At 38.3% G+C, this 24,702-nt stretch carries 25 protein-coding genes; 5 read left to right on the forward strand and 20 right to left on the reverse strand.

Annotated elements, in window-relative coordinates:
- Positions 1 to 86: 86 nt before the first annotated feature.
- Positions 87 to 1,820, forward strand: a complete 1,734-nt coding sequence (locus RI845_RS16600; RefSeq protein WP_348387290.1) for a PglL family O-oligosaccharyltransferase — start codon at positions 87 to 89, stop codon at positions 1,818 to 1,820.
- Positions 1,821 to 1,848: 28 nt separating this feature from the next.
- Here the strand turns inward: RI845_RS16600 and RI845_RS16605 are convergent, their stop codons facing one another.
- The 12 genes from RI845_RS16605 to RI845_RS16660 form a co-directional block, all read right to left on the reverse strand.
- Positions 1,849 to 2,292 carry a type II secretion system protein gene (locus tag RI845_RS16605; protein ID WP_348387291.1) on the reverse strand — a complete coding sequence of 148 codons (444 nt, stop codon included), beginning with the start codon at positions 2,290 to 2,292 and terminating at the stop codon, positions 1,849 to 1,851.
- 126 nt (positions 2,293 to 2,418) lie between these two features.
- Positions 2,419 to 3,054 carry a prepilin-type N-terminal cleavage/methylation domain-containing protein gene (locus RI845_RS16610; protein WP_348387292.1) on the reverse strand — a complete coding sequence of 212 codons (636 nt, stop codon included), beginning with the start codon at positions 3,052 to 3,054 and terminating at the stop codon, positions 2,419 to 2,421.
- Between the two features lie 76 nt (positions 3,055 to 3,130).
- The gene (locus RI845_RS16615; protein WP_348387293.1) at positions 3,131 to 3,616 is read right to left on the reverse strand and encodes a hypothetical protein; all 486 of its coding nucleotides are present in this window, start codon (positions 3,614 to 3,616) and stop codon (positions 3,131 to 3,133) included.
- Positions 3,617 to 3,652: 36 nt separating this feature from the next.
- Positions 3,653 to 4,879, reverse strand: coding sequence for a type II secretion system F family protein (locus RI845_RS16620; RefSeq protein ID WP_348387294.1), 1,227 nt, complete (start codon positions 4,877 to 4,879; stop codon positions 3,653 to 3,655).
- Between the two features lie 10 nt (positions 4,880 to 4,889).
- Positions 4,890 to 6,593 carry a GspE/PulE family protein gene (locus RI845_RS16625; protein WP_348387295.1) on the reverse strand — a complete coding sequence of 568 codons (1,704 nt, stop codon included), beginning with the start codon at positions 6,591 to 6,593 and terminating at the stop codon, positions 4,890 to 4,892.
- 2 nt (positions 6,594 to 6,595) lie between these two features.
- Positions 6,596 to 7,717: a tetratricopeptide repeat protein gene (locus tag RI845_RS16630; RefSeq protein ID WP_348387296.1), complete on the reverse strand. Its 1,122-nt coding sequence runs from the start codon at positions 7,715 to 7,717 to the stop codon at positions 6,596 to 6,598.
- On the reverse strand, positions 7,714 to 8,613 hold the full coding sequence (locus RI845_RS16635; RefSeq protein WP_348387297.1) for an ExeA family protein: 900 nt from the start codon (positions 8,611 to 8,613) through the stop codon (positions 7,714 to 7,716). Before RI845_RS16635 ends, RI845_RS16630 begins: the two co-directional genes overlap by 4 nt.
- Before the next feature lie 3 nt (positions 8,614 to 8,616).
- Entirely contained in the window at positions 8,617 to 10,308 is a 1,692-nt protein-coding gene (gene mshL / locus RI845_RS16640) for a pilus (MSHA type) biogenesis protein MshL (protein WP_348387298.1), read from the reverse strand.
- Between the two features lie 11 nt (positions 10,309 to 10,319).
- The gene (locus RI845_RS16645; RefSeq protein WP_348387299.1) at positions 10,320 to 10,628 is read right to left on the reverse strand and encodes a hypothetical protein; all 309 of its coding nucleotides are present in this window, start codon (positions 10,626 to 10,628) and stop codon (positions 10,320 to 10,322) included.
- Complete coding sequence (locus tag RI845_RS16650; protein WP_348387300.1) at positions 10,621 to 11,298, reverse strand: hypothetical protein; 678 nt, start codon at positions 11,296 to 11,298, stop codon at positions 10,621 to 10,623. The genes RI845_RS16645 and RI845_RS16650 overlap by 8 nt, the downstream gene beginning before the upstream one ends.
- A 3-nt stretch (positions 11,299 to 11,301) precedes the next feature.
- Positions 11,302 to 11,904, reverse strand: a complete 603-nt coding sequence (locus RI845_RS16655) for a hypothetical protein (RefSeq protein WP_348387301.1) — start codon at positions 11,902 to 11,904, stop codon at positions 11,302 to 11,304.
- Positions 11,897 to 12,808 carry a hypothetical protein gene (locus tag RI845_RS16660; protein WP_348387302.1) on the reverse strand — a complete coding sequence of 304 codons (912 nt, stop codon included), beginning with the start codon at positions 12,806 to 12,808 and terminating at the stop codon, positions 11,897 to 11,899. Before RI845_RS16660 ends, RI845_RS16655 begins: the two co-directional genes overlap by 8 nt.
- A 170-nt stretch (positions 12,809 to 12,978) precedes the next feature.
- Here RI845_RS16660 and RI845_RS16665 point away from each other — a divergent pair, with 170 nt between their 5' ends.
- Positions 12,979 to 13,926 carry a 1-aminocyclopropane-1-carboxylate deaminase/D-cysteine desulfhydrase gene (locus RI845_RS16665; protein WP_348387303.1) on the forward strand — a complete coding sequence of 316 codons (948 nt, stop codon included), beginning with the start codon at positions 12,979 to 12,981 and terminating at the stop codon, positions 13,924 to 13,926.
- Positions 13,927 to 13,996: 70 nt separating this feature from the next.
- Here RI845_RS16665 and RI845_RS16670 read toward each other — a convergent pair whose 3' ends face one another.
- Together RI845_RS16670 and RI845_RS16675 are read right to left on the reverse strand one after the other, a co-directional pair.
- On the reverse strand, positions 13,997 to 14,725 hold the full coding sequence (locus RI845_RS16670) for a complement resistance protein TraT (RefSeq protein WP_348387304.1): 729 nt from the start codon (positions 14,723 to 14,725) through the stop codon (positions 13,997 to 13,999).
- A gap of 34 nt (positions 14,726 to 14,759) precedes the next feature.
- Positions 14,760 to 15,491: a complement resistance protein TraT gene (locus RI845_RS16675; protein WP_348387305.1), complete on the reverse strand. Its 732-nt coding sequence runs from the start codon at positions 15,489 to 15,491 to the stop codon at positions 14,760 to 14,762.
- A 212-nt stretch (positions 15,492 to 15,703) separates the two neighbouring features.
- On the opposite strand from RI845_RS16675, the gene dapA reads away from it, so the two are divergent.
- Positions 15,704 to 16,612: a 4-hydroxy-tetrahydrodipicolinate synthase gene (dapA, locus tag RI845_RS16680; protein WP_348387306.1), complete on the forward strand. Its 909-nt coding sequence runs from the start codon at positions 15,704 to 15,706 to the stop codon at positions 16,610 to 16,612.
- Between the two features lie 338 nt (positions 16,613 to 16,950).
- Here the strand turns inward: dapA and rplI are convergent, their stop codons facing one another.
- The 4 genes from rplI to rpsF all read right to left on the reverse strand — a co-directional run bounded on the left by rplI (position 16,951) and on the right by rpsF (position 18,444).
- Positions 16,951 to 17,403: a 50S ribosomal protein L9 gene (rplI, locus tag RI845_RS16685; RefSeq protein WP_348387307.1), complete on the reverse strand. Its 453-nt coding sequence runs from the start codon at positions 17,401 to 17,403 to the stop codon at positions 16,951 to 16,953.
- An 18-nt stretch (positions 17,404 to 17,421) separates the two neighbouring features.
- Complete coding sequence (gene rpsR / locus RI845_RS16690) at positions 17,422 to 17,649, reverse strand: 30S ribosomal protein S18 (protein WP_068544971.1); 228 nt, start codon at positions 17,647 to 17,649, stop codon at positions 17,422 to 17,424.
- Positions 17,650 to 17,710: 61 nt separating this feature from the next.
- Positions 17,711 to 18,019 (reverse strand): primosomal replication protein N, encoded by a 309-nt coding sequence (gene priB, locus RI845_RS16695; RefSeq protein ID WP_348387308.1) that lies wholly within the window; start codon positions 18,017 to 18,019, stop codon positions 17,711 to 17,713.
- Between the two features lie 8 nt (positions 18,020 to 18,027).
- Entirely contained in the window at positions 18,028 to 18,444 is a 417-nt protein-coding gene (gene rpsF / locus RI845_RS16700) for a 30S ribosomal protein S6 (RefSeq protein ID WP_348387309.1), read from the reverse strand.
- Between the two features lie 264 nt (positions 18,445 to 18,708).
- Here rpsF and gspD point away from each other — a divergent pair, with 264 nt between their 5' ends.
- Together gspD and RI845_RS16710 are read left to right on the forward strand one after the other, a co-directional pair.
- Positions 18,709 to 20,634, forward strand: coding sequence for a type II secretion system secretin GspD (gene gspD, locus RI845_RS16705; RefSeq protein WP_348387310.1), 1,926 nt, complete (start codon positions 18,709 to 18,711; stop codon positions 20,632 to 20,634).
- Between the two features lie 69 nt (positions 20,635 to 20,703).
- Complete coding sequence (locus RI845_RS16710) at positions 20,704 to 21,297, forward strand: hypothetical protein (RefSeq protein WP_348387311.1); 594 nt, start codon at positions 20,704 to 20,706, stop codon at positions 21,295 to 21,297.
- 16 nt (positions 21,298 to 21,313) lie between these two features.
- Here RI845_RS16710 and rlmB read toward each other — a convergent pair whose 3' ends face one another.
- Positions 21,314 to 22,072 (reverse strand): 23S rRNA (guanosine(2251)-2'-O)-methyltransferase RlmB, encoded by a 759-nt coding sequence (rlmB, locus tag RI845_RS16715; RefSeq protein ID WP_348387312.1) that lies wholly within the window; start codon positions 22,070 to 22,072, stop codon positions 21,314 to 21,316.
- Positions 22,073 to 22,223: 151 nt separating this feature from the next.
- Positions 22,224 to 24,620: a ribonuclease R gene (rnr, locus tag RI845_RS16720; protein WP_348387313.1), complete on the reverse strand. Its 2,397-nt coding sequence runs from the start codon at positions 24,618 to 24,620 to the stop codon at positions 22,224 to 22,226.
- Positions 24,621 to 24,702: the final 82 nt, after the last annotated feature.

Raw genomic sequence — 24,702 nt, forward strand, 5'->3', positions numbered from 1 at the left:
ATAGTGTTATTAATAATATAGCATAACAAAGATTAAACTTTTTTTATTGGCTATACTGAGGTTATTCGTAATAAAAATAAATTAAAATGTTAAGCCTTTACCCTAGATTCCGTTTCGTATTATTACTGTTTTTTATTTTTGCCATGCACTTCACCCTACTCACACCGGGTGGCTCAGGTTTATATTTACCATTTAATGTAATGAGCTGGATATTTGTATCCATATTAATCGCCCTTGGACTTTGGCAAATTGCTGTTCAGAAAGAGATCCGACTTCACAAATTACACATTTTTATATGCATCGGCTTTGCACTTATGTGCATACCGATGTTTTATGAAGGAGAATTTAGCGATTATGCCATTCCTAGACTGTTAGGCTTATTGACAGGCTTAGTATTTTTAGTTGCGATAAATCAATTTCAACTTTCTCAAAAACAAAACAATGATGTGCTGTTTCTCATTCTAATCGGGGTATCAATATCGGCATTGGTCAGCTTGGTGCAATATTATTTCGTTACAGAGCCTAGCACTTGGCCAGGTTATACACCTGGTGCTACTAGACCAATAGGTTTATTTTTACAGCCCAATGTTATTGCCAGCTTTTTAGCCACAGGGTTAATTTTAGCCGCGTATTTATTTACAACAATTACGCCAACTGAACAAGAAAAATGGCATAAGCCACTTTTAGTGTTTATCTTGTTTTCAACACCTTTATTACTTGTTCTTTTACAGTCTCGAGTAGGTTTTTTAGGTGTGATAGTTGCTCTAATTCTACTACTACCATTTATATGTAAACAAAGCGTCAAAAAAACACTATTGGTATTATTAATCATTATCAGTGGCATAAGCGCAGCATTTATATCAACCACATTTATTGATACTCAAGACAGAGGCGCCGAAATCTATAAAGATGCTGGCGCGCGTTCAGACATATATCGTGTATCTGCTCATATGATATACAACAAACCTTTAACAGGGGTAGGTTACGGTGATTTTGAACGAAAATATAGAGAATTTCATCTTGCCATAATGAACGAAAACCCTGACTTGCTTATGCCGCTCGATAAATTAGACCATCCTCATAATGAAATTTTACTCTGGGGCGTAGAAGGAGGCATTGTCGCAATATTGGGGTTGTTGATATTCGCATTAGGCTATTTTTATTTGTTTGCCAATATTAAGGCTAGAACAGCATTTGCCTATATTGCTCTGCTCACCCCTATATTGTTACATACTCAAACCGAGTACCCTTTTTATCACTCAGTACCACATTGGGTGGTGTTTCTATTGTTGATTAATTTTACTCAACAAGGTTTAACCTCGTTTTCGCTTAAGCCAGTGCCGCAAACGTTTTTAGTTAAATTTATCGCAGTAATCAATTTAGCAATCATCATCCCATTTATGCTAACCACGTTTCATACCGGTTATTTATTAAAGGAATATGCTAAGTCTGAACCCCATGATGAAGCGTTTATTCACAGGATTATTAATCCGCTACCATGGAAAGCTCTGACAGAACGTGTGACCTACAATCACAGGCTAGAGGTTGGCTTTGCTAATCACGACCCACAAGCTTTGATAGATTATATTGAATGGGGTCGAACATTCGTATTGCTAACACCTAGAGAAGAAGTTTATCAGAATATGATCACCGCAATTCAAACGTTGCATAATATTGGTAAGCCAGTAGATGATAACGTATCAATATCATTAATCTTAGACGCTGAAAAATTGTATCCTGAAAAAGAGGTATGGGGCTTGGATGCTGTTAAGAAAGTTGTACTTGAAAATAACCAAGATCAAAAAAGCCTACCGAAGTAGGCTTTATTTCAAGTTCTGGTTTAGGGTATTAACAACCGGTTGTTGTTGCTACAACACCTGGTCGAACTTCTGAATCACTAGTTTCACTGTAAACAACCTGACATTCCGCTAGCGTTTCAGCATCTTCATGTTGGAAAGTTCCTGCTGCACCTGATGCCTCAACAATACCACTGTCAGTACTTAGTTCAATTAACTCACTAATAGAATTATTTGTAGGCCAGCCAAAAGCAAGTGCTATAGAAGCTCCACCAACATCAATGTTACCCGTGTCTGAAGTCTCACCTTCAATTAATGCTTTAGCATGCGCTATATCAGCAGCAGAATTAATCGAACCTTGTACACCTTTGATCACTGATTCACGAGCATCGCCAGTTAAGTCGATAAACTTCGGTGCAGCCGTTGCGGCTAAAATACCTAAAATTACGATTACGATTACTAATTCGATTAGTGTAAAACCTTTATTGTTGTTCATTCAGAACCCCTTGATAAATATTTAAATTCGTTGTTAATTAAGTTAATAGCGCCATTGTAAAAGAAAAGTTAACCCTAAGTTGTACTCAATTGTAACAATAGAGTAACAGCTGGTACTTACCATTAACTAATTTTGGTTTATGTTTATCACTACTGAACTTGTAGCTGGTTGATAAGAAAAATTATTACCAACATTCTCATCGGCAGGTGCTGTGTAGTCGTCACCATTTTTAGCTAGTGTCTCTTTTAAAAAGTATACACAAGAGCTCAGAGGACCCGCACCACCTACTGCAGCGAAGTATTTATAGCTATCAGTATCGACACCATTTAACTCACTTAAGTCACTGGTAAGCAACGGTGGTTGTTGTAAGATGTTGTTCCAAATATCTACACAGTCAGCTAATTCCAAAGAATCATTTGGGTTATTACCATCGGATAAGCCGATAGGATAGCCAGGACGTACGCCATTATTTTGATTTTCAGTTGTTAAAATTAAATTACTACCATCATAATTTACGACATTAAATTGACCATCACTGGTTCGCCCTTCAGCTTCCCATTGGGCGCGGGCAAGTGAGACACCAGTTGCAAAACCACCAGCCATGCCTTCAATATTCGCTTGTTGAGCTTGCTCTGTTAAGTCGATAAATTTAGGTATCGCGGTTACGGCTAATAAACCAAGTAATACCACAACGATAACTAATTCAATTAAGGTGAAACCTTTGTTAAGGTTTAGGCGTTGGTTTAATTTGTAGTTTTTCATAATTCCCTCAAACTATCTGTATAATTCTAACTGTAATAGAGATTGAGTTTAAATCAACATAAATCTCATTAACCTGCTAATTTTTATTGGTTATTTTGCCATTAGAGCTATTGTACTCTATATATATTCGCTCATTTAATTGGTATCTGCAAATTCGTGCTTTTTGCTTTGTATTATTCTTTAGCTCTACAGCAAATAACGGTTTATTCAACACTTTCATTTCAGCACCTGTGACTTTGTTCCAAATTCGTTCACAAGCGTCATGATCCAAAACTAAATCTGGCCAACCAAATTCATTTAAATTAAAAACCTTCGAATCAAACTGTTCACTAGAACCTGGTAACCGCTCTTTAATCGTGACACTGTCTGGCTTGCCGGTCATAAACCATTGCGAATGAATTAACAGTACCTTACTGGTAAATTCAGCTGCTGAAGCTGCCATACTGGTTTTATATAGGTCTTCTTCATTTTTATGAAAATAACTTAAAAATGTCGCCATCAATACAAAAACAATAACCACGATAAGTAATACTTTTATCTGGCTAACATTACGTATTGCCATAGTTAGTTAAGCCTGTATTTCACAATGCATAATCATTTACCCCTGCACCGCCGAGTACATATCCCACATTGGCGTGAAAATGCCCAGTGCAAGTATTAATACCAATCCGGCCATAAAGCTGATTAAAATAGGCTCTATTCGATCGGTTAATGTTTTTAAGTCATAATCAACTTCACGTTCATAATACTCAGCCACTTCTTCAAGTAGTTCATCAATTTTACCGGTTTCTTCACCAACTGAAATCATTTGTAATACTAACGGTGTAAAAAGTTCACTCGACTTAGAAGTGCGCAGTAAAGTTTCTCCAGTTTCAACCTGTTGACGCATTCTTCTAACTTTATCGGTCATAAAACTGTTGCCAATTGCATCTGCGGTTAAGCTCAGTCCGGTGGTAATTGGGATACCAGCCTTTAACACAATTGAAAAACTATGGGAAAATCTCGCTAACAGCGAACGTTCAATAATTTCTCCAACGAGAGGAATACTTAATTTACGTTTATCCCAATTATATAAACCATGCTCAGTCGCAACGTACCGTTTAAAAGAGAATACGCTGATAAACATAACTGCTAAAATCAGCCACCAATAGTTAGTGAAGAAGTTTGAACTGGCAATTAGCCATTGTGTGGCCCAAGGAAGTTCTGTTTGAAATTGCTTAAACATGTCAGCAAAAATAGGAATTACCCAAATATTTAGAATAAACATAGCGATAACAATGGCGATTATAACAAAGCTTGGATAGCGCATTGCTTGTTTTATATTTTTTTTAGTTTCTTCTTCTCGCTCTAAATACTGAGCAAGTTTGGCGAATGACTCATCCAACTGACCTGTGTTTTCACCAACATGAACAACCGACACCATTAACTTACCAAACACTTCTGGATAGTTTGACATTGATGATGACAAGCTGAAGCCTTTTTCTAATTTTTCATGAATGGCAAATAACACATCCTGTAATGCTTTTGATTTTGTCGTATCTGCCAAGCCTCGCATTGCACTTAATATTGGCACGCCTGAACGCATTAATGCATACATTTGCCGACAAAACATGATCATGTCTATAGGAGATACATGCTTTGAAACCAACCAACCAGACAATTTTACAGATGTTGTTGCTGATTCAGTGGTAGCAGCTTTAATAGTGATGGGGATGATACTTTGCTTATTTAATTGTTCAGCCACAGCAGTGCTTGAGCTTGCATCAATAGTGCCCGAAACTTGCTTGCCGTGACTACTGCGGCCAATGTAATGAAATGCTGCCATAAGTTATCTACTAGTTTATATCTATCACTTCTGTTAATCGTAATACTTCGTCTACCGTGGTTACACCTTGTACAGCATAATCGTAGGCTGCAACAGCTAAAGGGCGATACCCTTCACTCTGTTTAGCTACGCGACTAAATTCTACTGTATCTTCATTTTTCAATGCATCCATCATAGGGGTATTTAGCTCTAATAGCTCAAATACACCAATTCGACCTCGGTAACCACTGTAGTTACACGACTGGCAACCGCTGCCTTTATAAAATTTTGCGGTAGGCTTGCCTGCAGTCAAATTTTCTAACCAGATACTTTCTTGCGGCTCTAATTGGTGTTCGATAGTACAACTTGGACAAATTCGACGGACCAATCTTTGCGCAACAATGGCTCTTAATGCACTGCTCACTAAAAATCCTGGAGCCCCCATGTCAATTAACCGAATTGCCGAGGTAATGGCATCATTAGTATGAAGTGTTGAAAGTACCATATGACCAGTTAACGCACCTCGCATACCAATATCGACAGTATCCGAGTCTCGCATTTCACCAACCATCAATACGTCAGGATCCTGGCGTAATGCAGTTCTTAATACCCGAGCAAAACTTAAATCAATTTTTTCACTCACCTGCACTTGATTGATACGTGGTATTCGATACTCAACCGGGTCTTCAACAGTAATAATTTTAGTTTCAGGTTTGTTTAATTCTGCCAGTGCGGCGTAAAGCGTCGTTGTTTTACCGCTACCTGTAGGTCCGGTTACTAAAACCATACCGTTGGAACGAGTTATTTGTAATCTTAAGCGTTTAATTAAGTCGTCAGGTAGACCTGTTTGTTCCAATCTAACTATGCCGCCGGTTTGATCCAGTAAACGCATAACTACAGATTCACCAAACTGTACAGGCATGGTCGACATACGTACGTCTATTTCATGGCCTTTGATACGTAAATGAAAACGCCCATCTTGCGGTAACCGTTTTTCAGAAATGTCCAAGCTTGCCATCAGTTTTAATTTCAATACTAAAGCATTGGCTATTTTTGCCTGATTAATGACGCTTTCTTGCAAAATACCATCAACGCGCTGACGAATACGTAAACGGTCTTTTTCTGGTTCAATATGTACATCTGAGGCCCGCATTTGTACTGCGTCTTCAAAAACCGATTGCAAAAGTTTATCAACGGTTGCATCACTGCCTTCACTTTCTGCTGCAAAATCTACTTCCTTAGCATCTACATACTCTTCTTCAAGTTGGCTGGCAAAAGATTCAATTTCCGCAGTACGTCGATATAAATTATCAAACGCTGTAAATATTTGCGATTCTGCAACCGCAGCAAGCTTTAGCTCTCTTGGTGCAAGGTATATTTCTAATTGATCTAATGCGTTCAGATCTGCTGGGTCGCTCATGCCTAATAAGACTGTATCGTCATCATATTCGAGCACCAAAGCTCTTAAACGACGAGCATGTACTTCTGGTAAAATCTCAACTACATTTGGTGCAATATAGCGCTGAGTAATATCAATGAACGGTAAACTCATCTGCTTCGCTAAAAATTGCAATAATTGCCTTTCACTAATAAAGCCTAATTCAATTAATGAATCACCTAATTTACGATGAGTAGTATTTTGCAGTTTCAGAGCATGGGAAAGTTGATCCTCAGAGATTATATTCTCTTCAACTAACAGATCGCCCAAACGTAATTTTAATTTAGGTGTAGCCATAATTACCCCTCCAACTCAGCAAGTCGTTGTTTGGCAAACTGTAATGAATTACTGGACAGCCTTCCTAAAGCAATTGCTTTTTGATAAGCCGAAGTAGCAGGTTGGTATTGTTCATTACTGTCATAAGAAATCGCTAAAGCAAGCCACCATCTACTTTGCTCTGGGCGCATCACCAAAAGTTTATTGTAGGCATTAATAGCAGCGACATGATGATCGCTTTGTGAAGCCATTGACGCTAACGCCAATTGATACTCTAAAAGCCTACTTGTAGATAGCTCACTTAATACTTTGAATGCTTTTTCATTGTTACCTTCAATCGAATAAATTCGCGCTAACATCATGCGAAAATCTTCATTGTCAGGCATTAACATTACGCCTTGTGATAACAAATTTTTTGCCGGTTGATACGTTTTACGTCCAAACCATAACGCGGCAAGCTCTTTTCGAGCCTCAACATAATAAGGTTGTAAAATAATCGCTTCTTCCAATAGCGTTTCAGCTTTTTTCAACTGGCCATTTTGTAAAGCCCGCATTGCAATATTTAGTTTTTTATCTGCTAACTTGGCCGGAGTTAATTCAACTTTAGAAATCACTAACGATGATGTTTTTGCAACATCCTCTTTAGTCGGTATCGCAGTGGGTACTTCTTTTGATAAATGTGTACTTTGCACAGCTGAAACAGTTACAACCTCTGGGTCAGTTTTTGCTAACACTACAGCCGCAGTTGGCTCTTTCTGCGCAGCTTCTTTCGGCGTAACATTTACATCAGTATTGGTCGCAATTTCACTGGTAGTATTTTTATTATTGTTAGCTGGCACAGTGTCATCTTTTCGTGTTTTAACAATGGCAGGCTTAGCTTGTTTATTTTCAGCATTTAGCGTTTTTTCAACTACAGAGTTATCAACAATTAAGGGGGTTGAAGATATTGTTTGCGCATTAGGGAATAAAAAATACATTGAGGCAATACAAATACTCGCCGTGATCAATATTGCGATTAAAACCATTCCAAAGTTTTTGTTAGTAGCAGTCGCCGGCATACGACTTTGATAATGACCATTAGCAATTGCTTGTTCGTCTGCTTTACGCTTATCCAGATCTTTAAGCATTTCATTGATAACACTCATCGTAAAACCTCGAAATAAACCATACTCATCATAGTTATTATTGCCGATCCGCTTACCAATAAGGGCCAACCAAAGCGGCGGGATTCTTTTACCGACTCAGTATCTTTAATTGCCAGGGCAACATCTTTGGCAGATGCCGCATACTTGCCTTGACCATAACAAAGCATCAAAATTTTATGACAAAGTACATTCACTAATCTTGGTGTACCACAGCTCACTTTGGCAATACGTTTGTATAAGGACTCTGAAAACAAACTTTGCCCTTTATAGCCAGCAATCTTTAATCGATGTTCGATGTAATGCTGTACCTCATTACGATCCATGGTTCTTAATTTATATGCAAACGTAATGCGTTGTTTAAGCTGCCTAAATTTATTCTCATTTAAACGCAGGTCTAACTCTGGTTGTGCAAACAATACAACTTGTAATAATTTACGTGTTTCTGTTTCTAAATTTGTAAATAATCTCAGCGCTTCTAAGCTTTCTTCAGGCAGTGCCTGCGCCTCATCAAGAATCAACACCACAGAATGGCCTTTGCTATGAAGTTCTAACAACCTTTTTTGAATTCGCTCACTAAGTAAGTTTACATTCATCCGTTGCGCTTGCTTAATGCCCAATTCAGTAGCTAAGGCCCGGCGTAACTCATCAGGTTTCAAATATGGATTCGGAATATATGCGGTAACAAAATGCTCCGGTATATCGTTTAATAATTTTCGGCAAATTAAGGTTTTACCCGTTCCAACTTCGCCAATGACTTTAATAAAGCCTTCACCATTTTTTAGCGCAACCAATAAAACATCAAGGGCTTCATCATGTGGTTGAAGCCCTAAATAAAAATTGGTGTTTGGCGTCAGAGTAAAAGGCAACTCTGACAATCCATAATGGTACAAATACATTGTTTACTCGCTTTCAGGAAACCACTTTTGTAACAATGAACGCGCTTCTTTGATTTGATCCTGCCAAGTTTCTTTACCAATAACCACTGGCTTTAACAAGATCACTAATTCTTTTTTCACAATTGATTCGCTGCGATTGGTGAATAACTCACCTAAATATGGAATATCGCCTAAGAATGGTGTTTTTGATTCAATTTCAGATTTAGTCGACTCAATCAAGCCACCTAAGACAATAACTTCACCAGATTTAGCCTTAACTATAGTGTCTGATTCTCTCACTCTAGACTTGGCTAATGGCAGTAAAATATCTTCTTGGCTAAAGGTTAAACTTTTAAGTTGCTCGCTAGTTACCGTTACTGAAGGGTGAACGTGTAAAATCACTTCGCCTGATTCATTAATTTGTGGAGTCACATCTAAGGCAATACCAGAGAAAAACGGTGTTAATTCTATTTCAGGAGTTACCGTTGTGGCGTTGCCCGTTATTGTAGTACTTGAAACTTCTGTAACAAAGTACTCATCTTCACCAACTTTAATCACCGCTTTTTGATTATTCGTTGCGGTTACTCTTGGACTCGATAATACCTGTACTTTACCTTGAGTAGACAACAAGGTTATTAAGCCTGAAAAATCAGTGCCTGATATAGCTAAATTGCCACCACCGCCAATAATGGAAGAGATACCATTACCAGCAATATTACCGTTACTGGTAAAACCAACATTGCCGCTATCCACATCACCAATGGCGGCCCAAGAGATGCCTTGTTGATAATCATCGTTTAGGGTAACTTCTAAGATTTTCGCTTCAATAATAACTTGTCTACGTAAATGCTGTTGCGATTGTTCAATAAAGCTTTCTATCGCTTTAATTTCATTAGGCAGAGCTTTTACAGTAATTAAACCAGCTTGTGGTGAAACGATTACCGTTCGTCCATCTTCAGTGCCGATTAGAGCTTGCAAGGTTTCTTCTAGCTCTGACCAATAATCAGATTCATTCTCCGTAAATATATTGATGCCACTACGCTGAGATTGATTATTGCCCTGGCTGTTGTTATTTGAAGAGCCGTTATTATTCGAGGAGCTATTGTTGTTTGAACCATTACTACCGTTTTGGTTGTTATTACCTGAATTTGGATCGTTGCTGGACACACCACCAGAATTAATGCTGGTAGAAGATAAACCCGACCGTTTTAAAAACAAATAGTCAAGAGCGATTGTTTGAGTTCGCATTCCCGCAGGATATACTTGAATCACCTTATTGGTTTTCTTGATGTCAAAACCGTAAATATCTTGAACGATATCTAAAATTTCAGACAACGTCACTTCTGTTAAGTTTAGCGTTATTTCACCTTCAACCTCTGGATGTATGGCAATTGAATAATCACTGTCACCAACAATTGCAGAAAAGAAATCTTTTGCCGGTATTTGATTCGCAGCAATATCCATGCGTTTTTCAATCATTAGCGAATCACGAGCGGCAGCTAACCCTTGTTGCATAATGTCTTGCTGAACAGCTAACGGAACTTCAGACAGAGGCTTTGTTTTTGCCGGCTTATTACTCTTTATCGAGTCATCCAGTACATCTTTTGGCTCTTCTTGCTTAGCCGTTGTCTCTTTGGGCTGCTCAGCAGTGGATGAACATCCAGACAAGGTCATTGCCGTGGTACAGAATAAACTTAACAACAAATGCTTTTTCATATTATTTCTACTTATTTGGTCAAAGCGTTAGTAAACAAAACCAGCTCAATCGTTTCGGAAGAGCTTTGGAGTACCACTTTTTGTTTTTCTATTTTAATTACTTTAAATTCATCAAGACGGTCACCAACAACCATAGCTTTTTTATTAATAATGGCTTTTCGTGAGTTGCCTGAAATTATAATCGAATACAGTTTCAAGTTTTGCTTTATTGATTCTCTATCAGTAATCGATTTTGAAAATGGTCTTGTTGGATCAAGTTGTTCAGCATTAATGTTAAAAGAGAACAACGTCAGTAAAATAACAAATGAAATTTTAAACACCGATAAACTCCTTCGTCGTACTTAAACTGTACATTTCTATATTCAAGGTCGCTGAAGGGTAATCGTCAACACTATAGTCAAACTCATGCCAATAAAAAGACCAAGAAAGCTGCTCTACATTTTTTAAATAGTCCCGTAATTGAAAATAATTTCCCTGCAAACTAATTCGAATGGTATGGCGATATAAGTCAATCGTGTCAGAAGAGCTGTCTGTTAGTGTTTTTTCAGTATTTAGTTCATCTTTTATTAACGGCTCAGGTGCAACTGCATCAAATGAAATCAACTTAACACCGGGTGACAATTGCAGCATGTCTTGTAATGCACTGCGCATTTTACTTGGCGAAATAAGCTCATTTGTTAACGAGCGCAACTCATTATCTATATCACCTAACTTACTACGATACTGTGCTATTTTCTTATCAAGCTCTTTATTGGGATCTTTAGCTAACTTAACTTGTGCTTTGGCTGATTCAAGGCTGATTTTACTATTTTGACTTTTCAGTTGGGCGATCGAGTTTGTTACTCGTTTACTTTTGTTTTGTGCTGTTTCAAATGCAAACATATTAAACAATAAAAATAATACAATTACACCTGCTAACAATATCATATACTGCTCGCGCACACTTAATTTGGAGAATTTCTCGGAATACACAAACCATTGTTTTTGCATTATTTACCCCCCCCCTTCTTGAGCAAACTTAGAACTAACAATAAAGGATGTATTGCCGTCTTCGTTTACACTTAAATTAAATTGCGCAAAGCTCTTTCCAGCCATAAACGTAGAATTTTGAAATCCTGATAACCAAAGTGGAACGGAATCTGCGTTTCGAGCTAGACCATGCATACTAATGTTATCATCATTAATTTTTACTGCGGTTAAGCTTACTTCACGATTATGATGTTCGGCTATTTCCGACATGATGTCAGCAAAACCACTTAATCTAACCTGAGTTTGATCGGTAAGTTGGCGATGTAAAACCTGTTTGTTTTGAAAGATAAATTTGAGTGTAGATAAGCGGTTTTCTTTTCTAGGATCGACCACGCGAGAGCTTAATATATCTTCGTACTGCTCCAGCTGGTTCGATAATTGCACATTTTTCTTTTTTAGAGCGCTATATTGCTGATTTAATTTTGTTTCATTTACATTGAAATAGGCAGTAATAAGTATGCATATTAAGGCAAAACCTGCCCATACCCGTACCGCATTAGTTAACGTTAACCAATTTTGAACTGCAACCAATTCATCTGTTAATAAATTAATGCGAGCCTTAGTCATTTTCGGCTCCTTTTCTTTCAAACTCAATTAACGCACCAACACTGGCCGCGCAACTGCGCATTTGTTCAAACTGAGCTGGTAAATCTAATTTAGAAACTTGCACATTGGTATTTTTATCTAGGTTTTCAATGATAAAATCTTCATGCTTTACCGGTAGCAATATTTTGATTTCTTTCACCGGCGTTTGTTTTAATAAACGCTCAAAGTAATCCAGTGATTTCTGTACTTCTATGCTTAACGAATCACATACGCCTTTATTAAGCTGCTCAGTCGAAAAGCCACCAATATCGCTAAAACCACGCAATCGCCTCGAAAAGTGGATCTGCCCTTCTTTCACAATAATGATAAACAACTCTTCAAACGGTTGCTGACAAACAAGTAACGTAGAATGTTCGCTAACAGGTAATAAGTTTGCGAAGGCAAATTCGTCAGTAATAATGCCTTCAAGATCTATTTGATAACGCTTAAAACTGTCAGTATATTTTTTTAAACTGGTTAAATGACTGCACACCACATTGATTTTTTGGGTACCAGAGACAATTATCGGAGAATCATAATAGTCAGCGATCATTTCATCAGGATCGATAGGAACAATGTCTTTAACAAGCCATTTTATTGCTGCAGGAATTTCATTATCTGGCAAATCAGGTTTATTTATTTGCACATTGTAGTAATGACTGGCTGAAAGAACTAGATGTCCAGAGCCTTGAAAATCATGAGTTGATAGCAATTCTTCTAACCATTCACCTGCACTTTCACTTGTTTCAGTAAAAAACTCACCAGCTTTTACTTCATTAATTTCGGTTTTATCGAAAGCGTACGAACCTGCTTGGCCTCTGAGTGCGATACCAAATTTGCTATTAGTAGATTTTTTATTAAAAAGTGTTTTTAATCCGTTCAACATCTTATTTTTATTACCTTTACCTGAGTAAAAAAGTCATAATGCCTAAAGCACTACTACCCAAGTCTTAAACCATTATCGCCTATTTACTCTTTGGTGCAAGATATTTATTACATTATCATATACTCAATATATGAAGAAAATCAGTAATTTGCTATGTTTGGAAAAATTAGATGAATTTAAGTCCAGTAAACCAAATTTTTCATCCCCGCTTTAAGGAACACTCGGTAGAGGTGTTTGTTAAACGCGATGATCTAATTCATCCAATTATTTCTGGCAATAAATGGCGCAAACTAAAATACAATTTACTTTCTGCTCAAGAATTAGGTTATCAACAAATTCTAAGTTTTGGCGGAGCCTTTTCAAACCACATTCACGCATTAGCTTTTGCCTGTTCACAACATAATTTGCAAAGTGTAGGCATTATTCGAGGTGAAGAGCAGTATCAGCATAATTTCACCTTAAGTTGGGCAAAACACTGGCAGATGGAGTTGAAATTTGTTGATCGGCTGACTTATAAACAACGTAGTAATACGGAGTACTTAGAACAGCTACAATCTGAATATCCTAATGCATTTATTGTTCCTGAAGGAGGAAGTAATCAATTAGCGCTGCCAGGAATGGGAGAGGTAATTACTGAATTAAATGAACAAATTGAATATGACTATTTATTCACCCCTGTTGGCAGTGGAGGCACTATTGCTGGCTTAGTTAAAGCAGATAAAAATCAGCATAAAATACTTGGCGTGGCCGTTTTAAAACAACAAGGCTATTTAACCGATGAAGTTAATACGTTATTAGAAGATTCAGCCGAGGAATATAACAAATGGCAGATATTGAACCAATTTCATCGTGGCGGTTACGGAAAATACATGCCTGAAGATGCGGCTCGAATAATAGAATTTAGCCAAACTACAGGTGTGCCCTTTGAGCCGGTATATTCAGGTAAAATGGTATTGGCGTTGTTAGATTTATTAGAGCAAGGATATTTTGAGGCCGGCGCAAAAATAATGCTGCTACATACTGGAGGGTTGCAAGGCCTTGGCGGCATGGCTGAACGAGGCTTATTAAACCCCGCTGATTGGCCCGTACCTAAACATGCTCCTTCTCAAAGTAGATAAAAGCAACGATATCAAACTGAGGAACGATATTTATCTTCGTTCCTCGTTTCTATTTTCTCTTACCTATGGTCTACAACATTCCTGATAACGAATTAATCAACCCTTGGCGTAACGGTGGCTCAGCTTCAGCAAACTCTAAATTCGCTTTATTAGCAAGTGACACTATACGAGTTTGATACTTCTTACGATCAACCACTTCTGAGCTGGTTTGTGTTTTCGAACCTGATTCACCTTGTTTCAATACGGCTTTTTCCGACTGATTTACTCTGACCCCGTCTTTAACTTTTTCAGAGATTTGAATGTCTGTGATCATGGTAAACAGATTATCATCAACCATGGCATCAAAAATCACACCTAAACCAGCGCCAGCGACACCAGCTGCTACTTGACCACTACCGCCGCCAAACTGTGCTCCGGCTGCTGCGCCAGCAACTGCTGAGCCAAATGAACCAAATGAATCACCCGCTCTTAAATCAGTACGACCAACTTGTAATACATTAACTTGTAACCAGTAATGAGCAATATCGGGGTTATCAATAATTTGATAGCCCTTTGCCGCAATTGCTGCCCTTACTTCATTTTCATAAGTTAGGCCTTGTTTATCAGATGTATTTCTAAGCTGTAAAAATACTGTTCGTTTTTCAGCAGGTACCGGATCAAGCCAAACCGTTGAGGACATTTTAGTTTGCACATCTAAATTGCGCTTTTTAATAGAGGTGTGCAAAGCGCCACAACCAACAAGCGACAAGGTAAAGAACACCATAAATAAACTGGTAAAGTATCTATTAAATTTTTTCATAAGCAATCCTTATATGGGCCTACTGCCCTATCTTTTATAATATTCCTGACATCGATTGAATTAAACCTTCAAGCAGCTGTTGTTCGGCTTCTTCAAACGTTAAATTTACTTGATTCGCGGTAGACGTAATACGCGTCTGGTATTTTTTTCTATCAACAGTTTCTACGCTTTGTTGAGTTTGCTCACCTGAATCGCCTTGTTTGAGGGTAGCATTATTAGATTCAGTAACATCAACGCCCTGTTTAGCTTTTTCAGATATTTGTAAATCGGTAACCATTACATAAACAATATCGTCTACCATGGCATCGGTGATAATACCTATCAAGCCACCAACGACGGTGGCTGCTAATTGACCATCACCATCACCAAACATCGATCCTATTTTAGCACCTTGAATTGCTGCACCGTAACCTTGATCGGTTTTGCCATTAACCGTTCTCAAGTCTGACTTACCCACTTGTAAAATATTGGCTTGAATCCAAAAGTGTGCTTTTTCAGGGTCTTCTACAATAGTATAGCCCTTAGCCTTAATCGCAGCGGCTACGGGCGTTTGGTAATCTAAACTTTGTTTGTCTGAAGTATTTCGCAGCTGTAGGTAAACCGTTCTTTTATCACTCGTTACCGGATCTAAAACTATCGTAGCTGACATCTTAGTTTCAACGGCCAAATCCTTCTTTTTAACTGACGTACTTAACGCACTGCAACCAGACAAACCTAGCGACAATGCAAAAATTACTGTAATTATTAGTCCATTAAACCGAATCACTAATACTCCTAAAGACATCCTTAATAGTTAAATAATAAAGTATCTATGCGAAAAAGTGTCTGTTTTTATAAAATAAATTGTAAACAATAGTGCCAAACCATTTTAGTAAAAAAAATAATTTAATTTTTCAGTGTTCAATTTGGTAATTTAAGATGACCGGAGAGGTACATTTATATACTATTAGCGTAATAAAATAGTATTTGAGAAATAACATGAAGCGATTAAAGTCGGCCAGTTTAATTACCGCGATAAAAACACCTTATAATCATGAAGGTAATATCGATATTTCTACTTATGACAAGTTAGTAGAGCAACAAATATCAGCAGGTGTAGACGGCATAGTTGTTGGTGGTACCACAGGTGAAGGTCACTTACTTAATTGGGAAGAACATTTAATGCTGATTGGCCACAGTGCCAACAAATTTAGTGACCGATTAATCATTGTTGGTAATACTGGCAGTAATAATACCCGAGAAGCAGTAAATGCCACAGAAAAAGGCTTTGCTATGGGGATGGATGCTGCGCTGCAAATAAACCCATATTACGGCAGAACATCTACCGCTGGTGTACTCGATCATTTTAATCGCGTTCTTGATGTTGGCCCAGCGTTTATTTATAACGTCCCCGGCAGAACAGGCCAAGATTTAACCCCTGATATCATCGAGCCATTATCTACGCATAAAAATTTCATTGGTGTGAAAGAATGTACCGGTAATGAACGTATTAGTTACTATGAAAAACAAGGGATTGCTTGTTGGTCAGGAAATGATGATGAAAGCTTTGCAGGACGTCATCAGTTTGGTTCACATGGTGTTATCTCGGTTAGCTCAAATATCATCCCAGGGTTAATGCGCACCTTAATGGATGAGAATAATGTTGAGCTTAATAACGAATTACAGGGATTAATGAAATGGCTATTCTGTGAGCCAAATCCTATCGCTTTAAATACTGCCTTAATGATGACTAACGCAGTTGAGAAAATATTCCGAGTGCCGTATCACGCTTTAAATCTAGAACAGCGTCAACAAGGCTTTGAACTATTATCTAAACTTGATAGTAAAAACTATGTTGGAGATGGCTTATCGTTATTAGATGATAGTGACTTTATTTATAAAATTTAATCATTGCCATTTGAATAGCGCTTAGCTTGTAAACACAGACTTAATTGCCACCCATGGTGGTTTGCATTGATTCATCCATGTCTTTACAAACCTAATACCGTTTTCAACAGGGACGTTGTATATGCCGAGAGCGCATGGATGCTTAGGAACGGTCCATGGTGGTTTGCATTGATTCATCCATGTCTTTACAAACCTAATACCATCCATGGTGGTTTGCATTGATTCATCCATGTCTTTACAAACCTAATACCATCCATGGTGGTTTGCATTGATTCATCCATGAATCAAAAAAAAAGCCTGCATAAGCAGGCTTTTTTATAATCAAAAATTATTTTTGATTAAGCTTCAGCGATAACAACAACGTTGATAGTTGTGTCTACGTCTGCGTGAAGGTGAATAACGATTTCGTTAGTACCTGTTTCACGGATTGAACCTAAAGGAAGACGAACTTCTGCTTTAGCAACTTCAACACCAGCTTCAGTAATTGCAGTAGCAATATCGTTAGTACCGATAGAACCGAACAATTTACCTTCGTCACCAGCTTTAGAAGCGATAGTAACTTCAGCTAGTTCTACTAATTTAGCAGCACGAGCTTCAGCAGTTGCTAGAACGCCAGCTAATTTAGCTTCAAGTTCAGCACGACGTGCTTCGAAGTGTTCAACGTTAGCTTTTGATGCGATAACTGCTTTACCTTGAGGTAATAAGTAGTTACGAGCATAGCCAGACTTAACTGTTACCTGATCACCCAGGCCGCCTAATTTGGCAATTTTATCAAGAAGAATTACTTGCATTTTAATAGCCCCTTTAGGTTACTTGTGTAAATCAGTATATGGTAATAAAGATAAGTAACGAGCACGCTTGATCGCACGACCAAGTTGACGTTGATACTTAGCTGATGTACCAGTGATACGGCTAGGAACGATTTTACCACTTTCAGTGATATAGTTTTTTAACGTTGCGATATCTTTGTAATCGATCTCAGCAACGCCCTCTGCGCTAAAGCGACAGAATTTACGACGTCTAAAAAAACGTGACATGGATTTCTCCTAATATACGGTGTTACATTCTTAGCACAAAAACGCGCTAATATGTGTTCACCTATTTAATCATTTCAATTTGCGAAGCATGTAACACTAAAATTGGGTTACCATTTCTAGTTTCGTGACGATTAATAAAACCATTCACTCTTACGTTACTGCCCGCTATTAATTCACGAGATATTTTTTGTGACCATTGACCTGTTGCCACTACTTGCATTCTTACGAACACTTGACGGTTTAGTCCATCTTCCATTTGCATTGAGCGATGCTCTAATGAAAACTTAATATGGGCAATCCCCGCGGGGCTAATTGATACATCCGGAGCCTTAACTACCGAGCCTACCAAAGTCAGACAATTTTCAGTCACTAAAATTACTATTCTGCGCTTGCAGCTTCTTCAGCAACTGGTGCTGGTGCAGCTGGAGCTTCTTTAGTAACTTCTTTTTTCTCGCGGCGATCTTCGCGACGGTCATCTTTAGCAGCAGCCATAGGTGATGCTTCAGTTACCGCGCCTTTAGTGCGCATGATCATGTTACGAATAACAACATCGTTATAACGGAAAGAAGTTTCTAACTCATCAATAACTGACTGAGGCGCTTCAATGTTCATAAGAACATAGTGTGCTTTGTGTAGTTTATTGATTGGGTATGCTAATTGACGACGACCCCAGTCTTCAAGACGGTGGATTGTGCCTTCAGCAGCAGTGATCATGTCTGAGTAACGTTGGATCATACCAGTTACTTGTTCACTCTGATCAGGGTGAACCATAAATACGATTTCGTAATGACGCATTACGAGCTCCTTACGGTAGTAGCCTTATAGCTGGCTCAGCCAAACACCAGGTAAGGCAAGGAACAAAAAAGTTCAGGCTGAATTAAGGACGCGTATTGTAGGGAAAATAAGCAACTAAAGCAAGTATCTTTGCCTGTTCGCTTAAATTTAGCTAAAAACCCGCCAAAAGATACAATTAATTACAGGCGAAAACAAAATAATCACAACTCAAAAATGTAGATAACCTTATGATTAATAGATAATAAAAATCTTAAATCAGTTTCTATGTTTACATATCTAAGCAACATTCTTCAGTGCGTTAAATTCAACAATAGTTTTCTGCTCTTCACTGCGTTTCTGTTCTATAGTTTTTCAACGCAAGCCGAAGAAACATTTCACCCCAACTTTAATGGCACCGAAATAAATGAGTTTATCGACATTGTCGGTAAAAATTTACAAAAATCGATGATCATTGATCCAAAAGTAGAGGGCTTGGTGAATGTACGCAGTTATCAACGCCTAAACAAAAAGCAGTACTTTCAGTTTTTTCAAAATGTACTTAATGTTTATGGCTATGCTGCTGTTGCAGAGGGCGACGTGATCAAAGTATTACCTAATAGTGATGCAAAGAAGACCAATGTTCGCATCAGTGACAAAAATAGCCCTGGTAAAGGTGATGAAATTGTTCATCGAATTGTAAAAGTCAAAAACATTACAGTACGAGAATTATCGCCTTTACTGCGCCAATTAAACGATCAATCGGGTAATGGTAATGTCGTCAGTTATGATCCAGCAAATGTTGTGGTGCTAACCGGTAGTGCCAGTTCAGTACAACAATTAACAAAATTAATCGAAAATATTGATAAGTTTGGGGCGACAGGAACAGAAATAATTCAACTGGCGCACGCCTCTGCAAGTGAGTTAGTGGTAATTATTGAAACCACATTAATGAGCCAAAATAAAAAAGCTAACAACGCACTATTGAACACCAAAATTGTCGCAGATAACCGTAGTAACGCTATCGTCGTTTCAGGTCCAGAGCAAAACAGAGTCGCGATCATAAAACTAATAAATCAGTTAGATAAAAAACTGCAACTGGCCGGTAATACCAGAATTTACTATCTAAAGTACGCAAACGCCGAAGAACTAGTAGAAATTTTGCAAGGGGTGAGTAATTCAAGTACTCAAACAACCAGTGATAAACCAGCAAAAGCTAACATAAACATTGATGCTCACCCTGATACTAATGCCTTAATTATTACCGCTAAACAGTCTTTATTTCCCGCACTTGAAACGGTTATTCGAAAATTAGATATTCGCCGTGCACAAGTGTTGGTAGAAGCAATAATCGTCGAAATTCTTGAAACAGATGGCATGGACTTGGGGGTGCAATGGTATGGTGAAAATGGTCTTGTGCAGTTTAACAATGCCCAAGTTCCCATTGGTTCTATAATACATGGCAAAAATAATGATCAGGATGAAGCATCTACCACTTCTGATGATGACGATCTTGCGCAAATGTTAAGCGGTGCTAAAGGTGCCATAGTTGGTATCGGTAATGATGATTGGGGCGCGCTTTTACAGGCCGTGGCGGTAAATACTAATTCTAATATTTTAGCGACACCAAGCATTACCACGGTAGACAATGAAGAAGCATCGTTTTTAGTTGGACAAGAGATCCCAATTATTACCGGCTCTGCAGCAGGAGATAATAATTCCAACCCCTTTCAAACAGTAGAACGCCAAGAAGTAGGCATTAAACTGACCGTGACTCCACAAATTAACGAAGGTACAGCAGTACAGTTGATTATTGCCCAAGAAGTATCATCGGTTAGTGGGACATCGGGTGTCGATGTCAGTTTAAATAAGCGCACCATAAATACTACAGTATTAGCCGAAGATGGCGATACCATTGTGCTTGGCGGCTTAATCGATGAAGACGTGCAAGAGGTAGAACAAAAAGTGCCCTTTTTAGGTGATATTCCTTATTTGGGCAGGTTATTCAGCTCTACCAGTACCACTGTAAGAAAGCGTAATTTAATGGTGTTTATCAAGCCGACAATTTTGCGTCTAGCCAGTGATGCTGATTACATGAGTCAGTTAAAATATCACAGCATCAGAAACAAAAGCCTGGAGCGAAGAGATAAAGGTTTAAGCCTAATGCCAGTAGAAAACATACCGGTATTGCCAAAAATTGAAGAAAGTGAGTAATACCTAATCTATCAAATACAGTTTTAACGACTAAACTAATATATAACTATCTGAAACAACAAATAGCTCATGGTAAACACTTTTAAGTCAATATTACTATTTACTGTAGCGCTCCTCTATTCTAGCGTTAGTTATGCGCATTCCTTTGATATCGCTTTAACTCTTACTGATGGAACAACTGTAGGTGAAGGTGATTATTTTAGTGAAAATAATAATGAAGTAGGCCTGTCTACAACAGCCTATTTAACCATGGCTGAGAATGCGATATTGTTCGGTGCAGAATTTACTACATCCGATAAGCGCGACAGCCAACAATTCAAACTAGGTATAAGTCGTCATTTTCAGCAGAGTCATCAGTTTGCCGTTTATTTACACTCTATAGATGCCGAGGAAAAGTACTTTTTCACCAATCCGGTAATCGATGGCATGCATAGACAAGCATTGACTAATGCTGAATGGGGGCTGTTTGCAAAGATAAAGTATCAATATCAAATACAAAATGTTGGCTTGGGGCTTCTAGCATCTACAGATATAGAAAGCACTCAGTTAATTCAAGATGAATTATCCGCAATTATTGCCTATAAAAAGTCAAACTTCTTTGCCCAAGTTATCGCAGGTGATGAACAACAACAGCTCTCTATCGGGGTTAACTTATCCCTATAGAGAGCTAAATTAAAACCTAAGATGCGAGTCGTTGACGAACAATTTCAAACAAGCAAATACCTGACGCTACCGACACATTTAGGCTGGATACTTCGCCAGCCATTGGCAGCTTTACTAAGTCATCACAAGTTTCGCGAGTTAAGCGGCGCATGCCTTTACCTTCAGCCCCCATTACCAGTGCCATTGGACCTGTTAATTTACAATCATAAAGAGACTGCGTAGCTTCACCGGCTGTGCCAATTATCCAAATACCCATTTCTTGCAGGGCTTTCATCGAACGAGCAAGGTTAGTAACTTGAATTAATGGAATACTTTCAGCAGCGCCTACGGCTACTTTACGCACAGTAGAAGTAATCCGGGCAGCATTGTCTTTAGGTACCACAATAGCTTGAACACCTGCAGCATCAGCATTGCGCAAACAGGCGCCAAGATTATGTGGGTCAGTAACACCATCTAATATTAATAAGAATGGCTGCTCATTTTTAGCCTGTGTTTGCTCTACAATGTCGGTTAAATCATGTTCAGTAAATACTTTACCCGGCTTTACTTTAGCAATAACGCCCTGATGTTGCTCACCTTCACTCTTATCATCCAAGGCTTTGCGGTGCATCATCTGTACAGATACACCATATTTTCTGGCAAGGTTTATAATTGGTAACAAGCGTTCATCTTCACGCCCTTTTAAACACCAAAGTTCAATAAAACGCTCCGGGCTTTTGTTCATTAAAGCCGTTACTGCGTGAATACCAAAAACTAATTCGTCGTGCTTTGCCATGTGTTCTCTTCTTTGGGTTTTATATATTTCAGAAATTTTCATATTTCTGGATTTAACATTTTCGTCTTCCTGAATTTATTTCAGGATCTAGTATTAAATAACATGAGATCCTGAAACTAGTTCAGGAAATGTTGCTAAGAGAGGTGATTTCCTAGCTTTTTGCTTTTTTACGAGCGTTTTTACCTGGGCGGCCTTTGGCTTTTTGCCTCTTTCCTGCTTTAGATTTGCCTTTATCTTTTGTTTTACTCTTACTTTTGCCCGGTTCGAATGGCTTTCGCTCACCAGCTTTGCTTTTAGTTTTGTTTTCAGCTTTATATTGAGTACTTTTAACTTTCTTTTTTTGCTTTTTGTTCAAGTCAGTAACAGAGCTTTCACCTCCTAGGATGAGATCTATTTTCTTTTCCTCAAGGTTAACGGCAGCAACTTGTACTTCAAGAATATCACCAACGTGATATTTCTTTTTCGAATTTTCACCGACCAAGCACATGCGCACTTCATCGTGAGAATAATAATCTTTACCAAGCGAACTAATATGCACTAAACCTTCAATATGAAAATCTTGCAAACGAACAAAGAAACCAAAATTGGTAACTGTCGCAATAACACCAGTGAACGTATCACCAACATGGTCTTGCATAAATTCACATTTTAGCCAATCAGATACTTCACGGGTGGCATCGTCTGCACGGCGTTCTGTCATTGAACAGTGTTCACCCAACTCAGAGGCTTCTTGCTGGTCATATTCATAGAAACCGGCATTAACAGTACTGTTTTCCTGGTTTTCTAATATCGCTTTAATTACCCGATGAATGACTAAATCAGGATAACGTCTAATAGGTGACGTAAAGTGAGAATATGCTGGCAGCGCTAAACCAAAGTGCCCTAAATTCTCACATTGATATACCGCTTGTTTCATTGAACGTAATAGCATGGTTTGGATCAATTCATGATCAGGTCTATCAGCAACTTTCTCTATAATTTCGCCAAAATCGGCAGAGGTTGGCTCATCTTTTTTGGTTAATTCAATACCAAGTTCGGCAAGGTACTTCACTAAATTGTTATATTTCTCTTCATTGGGTTTATCATGTACACGATACAAACCCGGTTTTTCATGTTTAGTAACAAACTCTGCAGTAGCAACATTGGCCAAAATCATACATTCTTCAATGATTTTATGGGCATCATTTCGAATAACAGGCTCAACAGAATCAATTTTTCTATCGGCATTAAAAATAAAACGGACTTCTTCAGTTTCAAACTCAATGGCACCACGACCACGTCTGGCAACAACTAAGCTATGATATAAACGATGCAATTCTTCAAGATCGCCAACACGTTCTTTATATTGCTCTCGAAGGTCAACATCACCTTCTAAAATGGCTGCTACTTTGGTGTAAGTAAAACGCGCATGAGAATTCATTACTGCCGGATAAAATTTAGCATCCTGTAATTTACCATTTGCGCTAATGCTCATTTCTGAAACCATACACAAACGGTCAACGTCAGGGTTTAATGAACATAACCCATTTGATAATACTTCTGGCAGCATAGGAATAACTTGATTAGGGAAATAAACCGAGTTACCACGTTTAATCGCCTCACCATCCAATGCAGTACCAGGGCGAACATAATAACTAACATCGGCAATTGCTACCCATAAACGCCAACCACCATCTTTCTCTGGACGACAATACACTGCATCATCAAAATCACGGGCGTCTTCACCATCAATGGTAACCAATGGTAGTTCACGCAAATCTATACGCCCTTTTTTGGCGTCTTCATCTACTTCAGGGGTAAGTGAACTAATTTCTTTTAATAGCTCTTCAGACCATGAATGGGGTAAATCGTGTTGATGTAAAGCAACCTGTATTTCCATACCCGGCGCCATATGCTCACCAAGTACTTCCGTAATTTTGCCTAAAGGGGTTGTTCGTTTGGTTGGACGTTGAATGATATCAACAATCACCATTTGCCCTTGTCGCGCACCTAAACGTTTGTCACTTGGGATAATTATCTCATGACTAATACGAGCATCTTCAGGAATAACAGTAATTACCGATTTTTCAACAAAAATTCGTCCGATAATTTTATCTTTACGCGGCTGTAAAATATCTAGAATTCGAACTTCTTGACGCCCTTTTGCATCAGAGCTTTCCGTCACTCTTGCTTCAACAACGTCGCCATGAATCAGTTTTCGCATTTCATGATAAGGAATATATAAGTCTTTATCACCTTCGTCCGGTTTTAAAAATCCAAAGCCGTCACGATGACCGATCACCACACCGGTAATTACCGATGATTTACTAGCAATTGCATACTGTTTAAATTTAGTAAATACCAGTTGACCAGCATTTTCCATTGCTCGTAAACGTCGTTTAACACCAACCTTTTGATCTTCATCTTTATAACCAAGCTCTTTGCAAACTTGCACAAACGTCATCGGATGACCTTTTTGCTCTAACAAAGATAAAAGAAATTCACGACTGGCCACAGGGTTATCGTATTTGGCTGATTCACGTTGATGGTGGGGGTCTTTATGCTTCACTGATGCTTTTTATTCCTAGCTAAAATTATTATTAGTGTCCGAATTAACATTAACTCTCACTAATAACCTGAGTATATCTTAG

It is taken from the genome of Thalassotalea nanhaiensis (assembly GCF_031583575.1).
In the GTDB taxonomy this organism is placed as follows: domain Bacteria; phylum Pseudomonadota; class Gammaproteobacteria; order Enterobacterales; family Alteromonadaceae; genus Thalassotalea_A; species Thalassotalea_A nanhaiensis.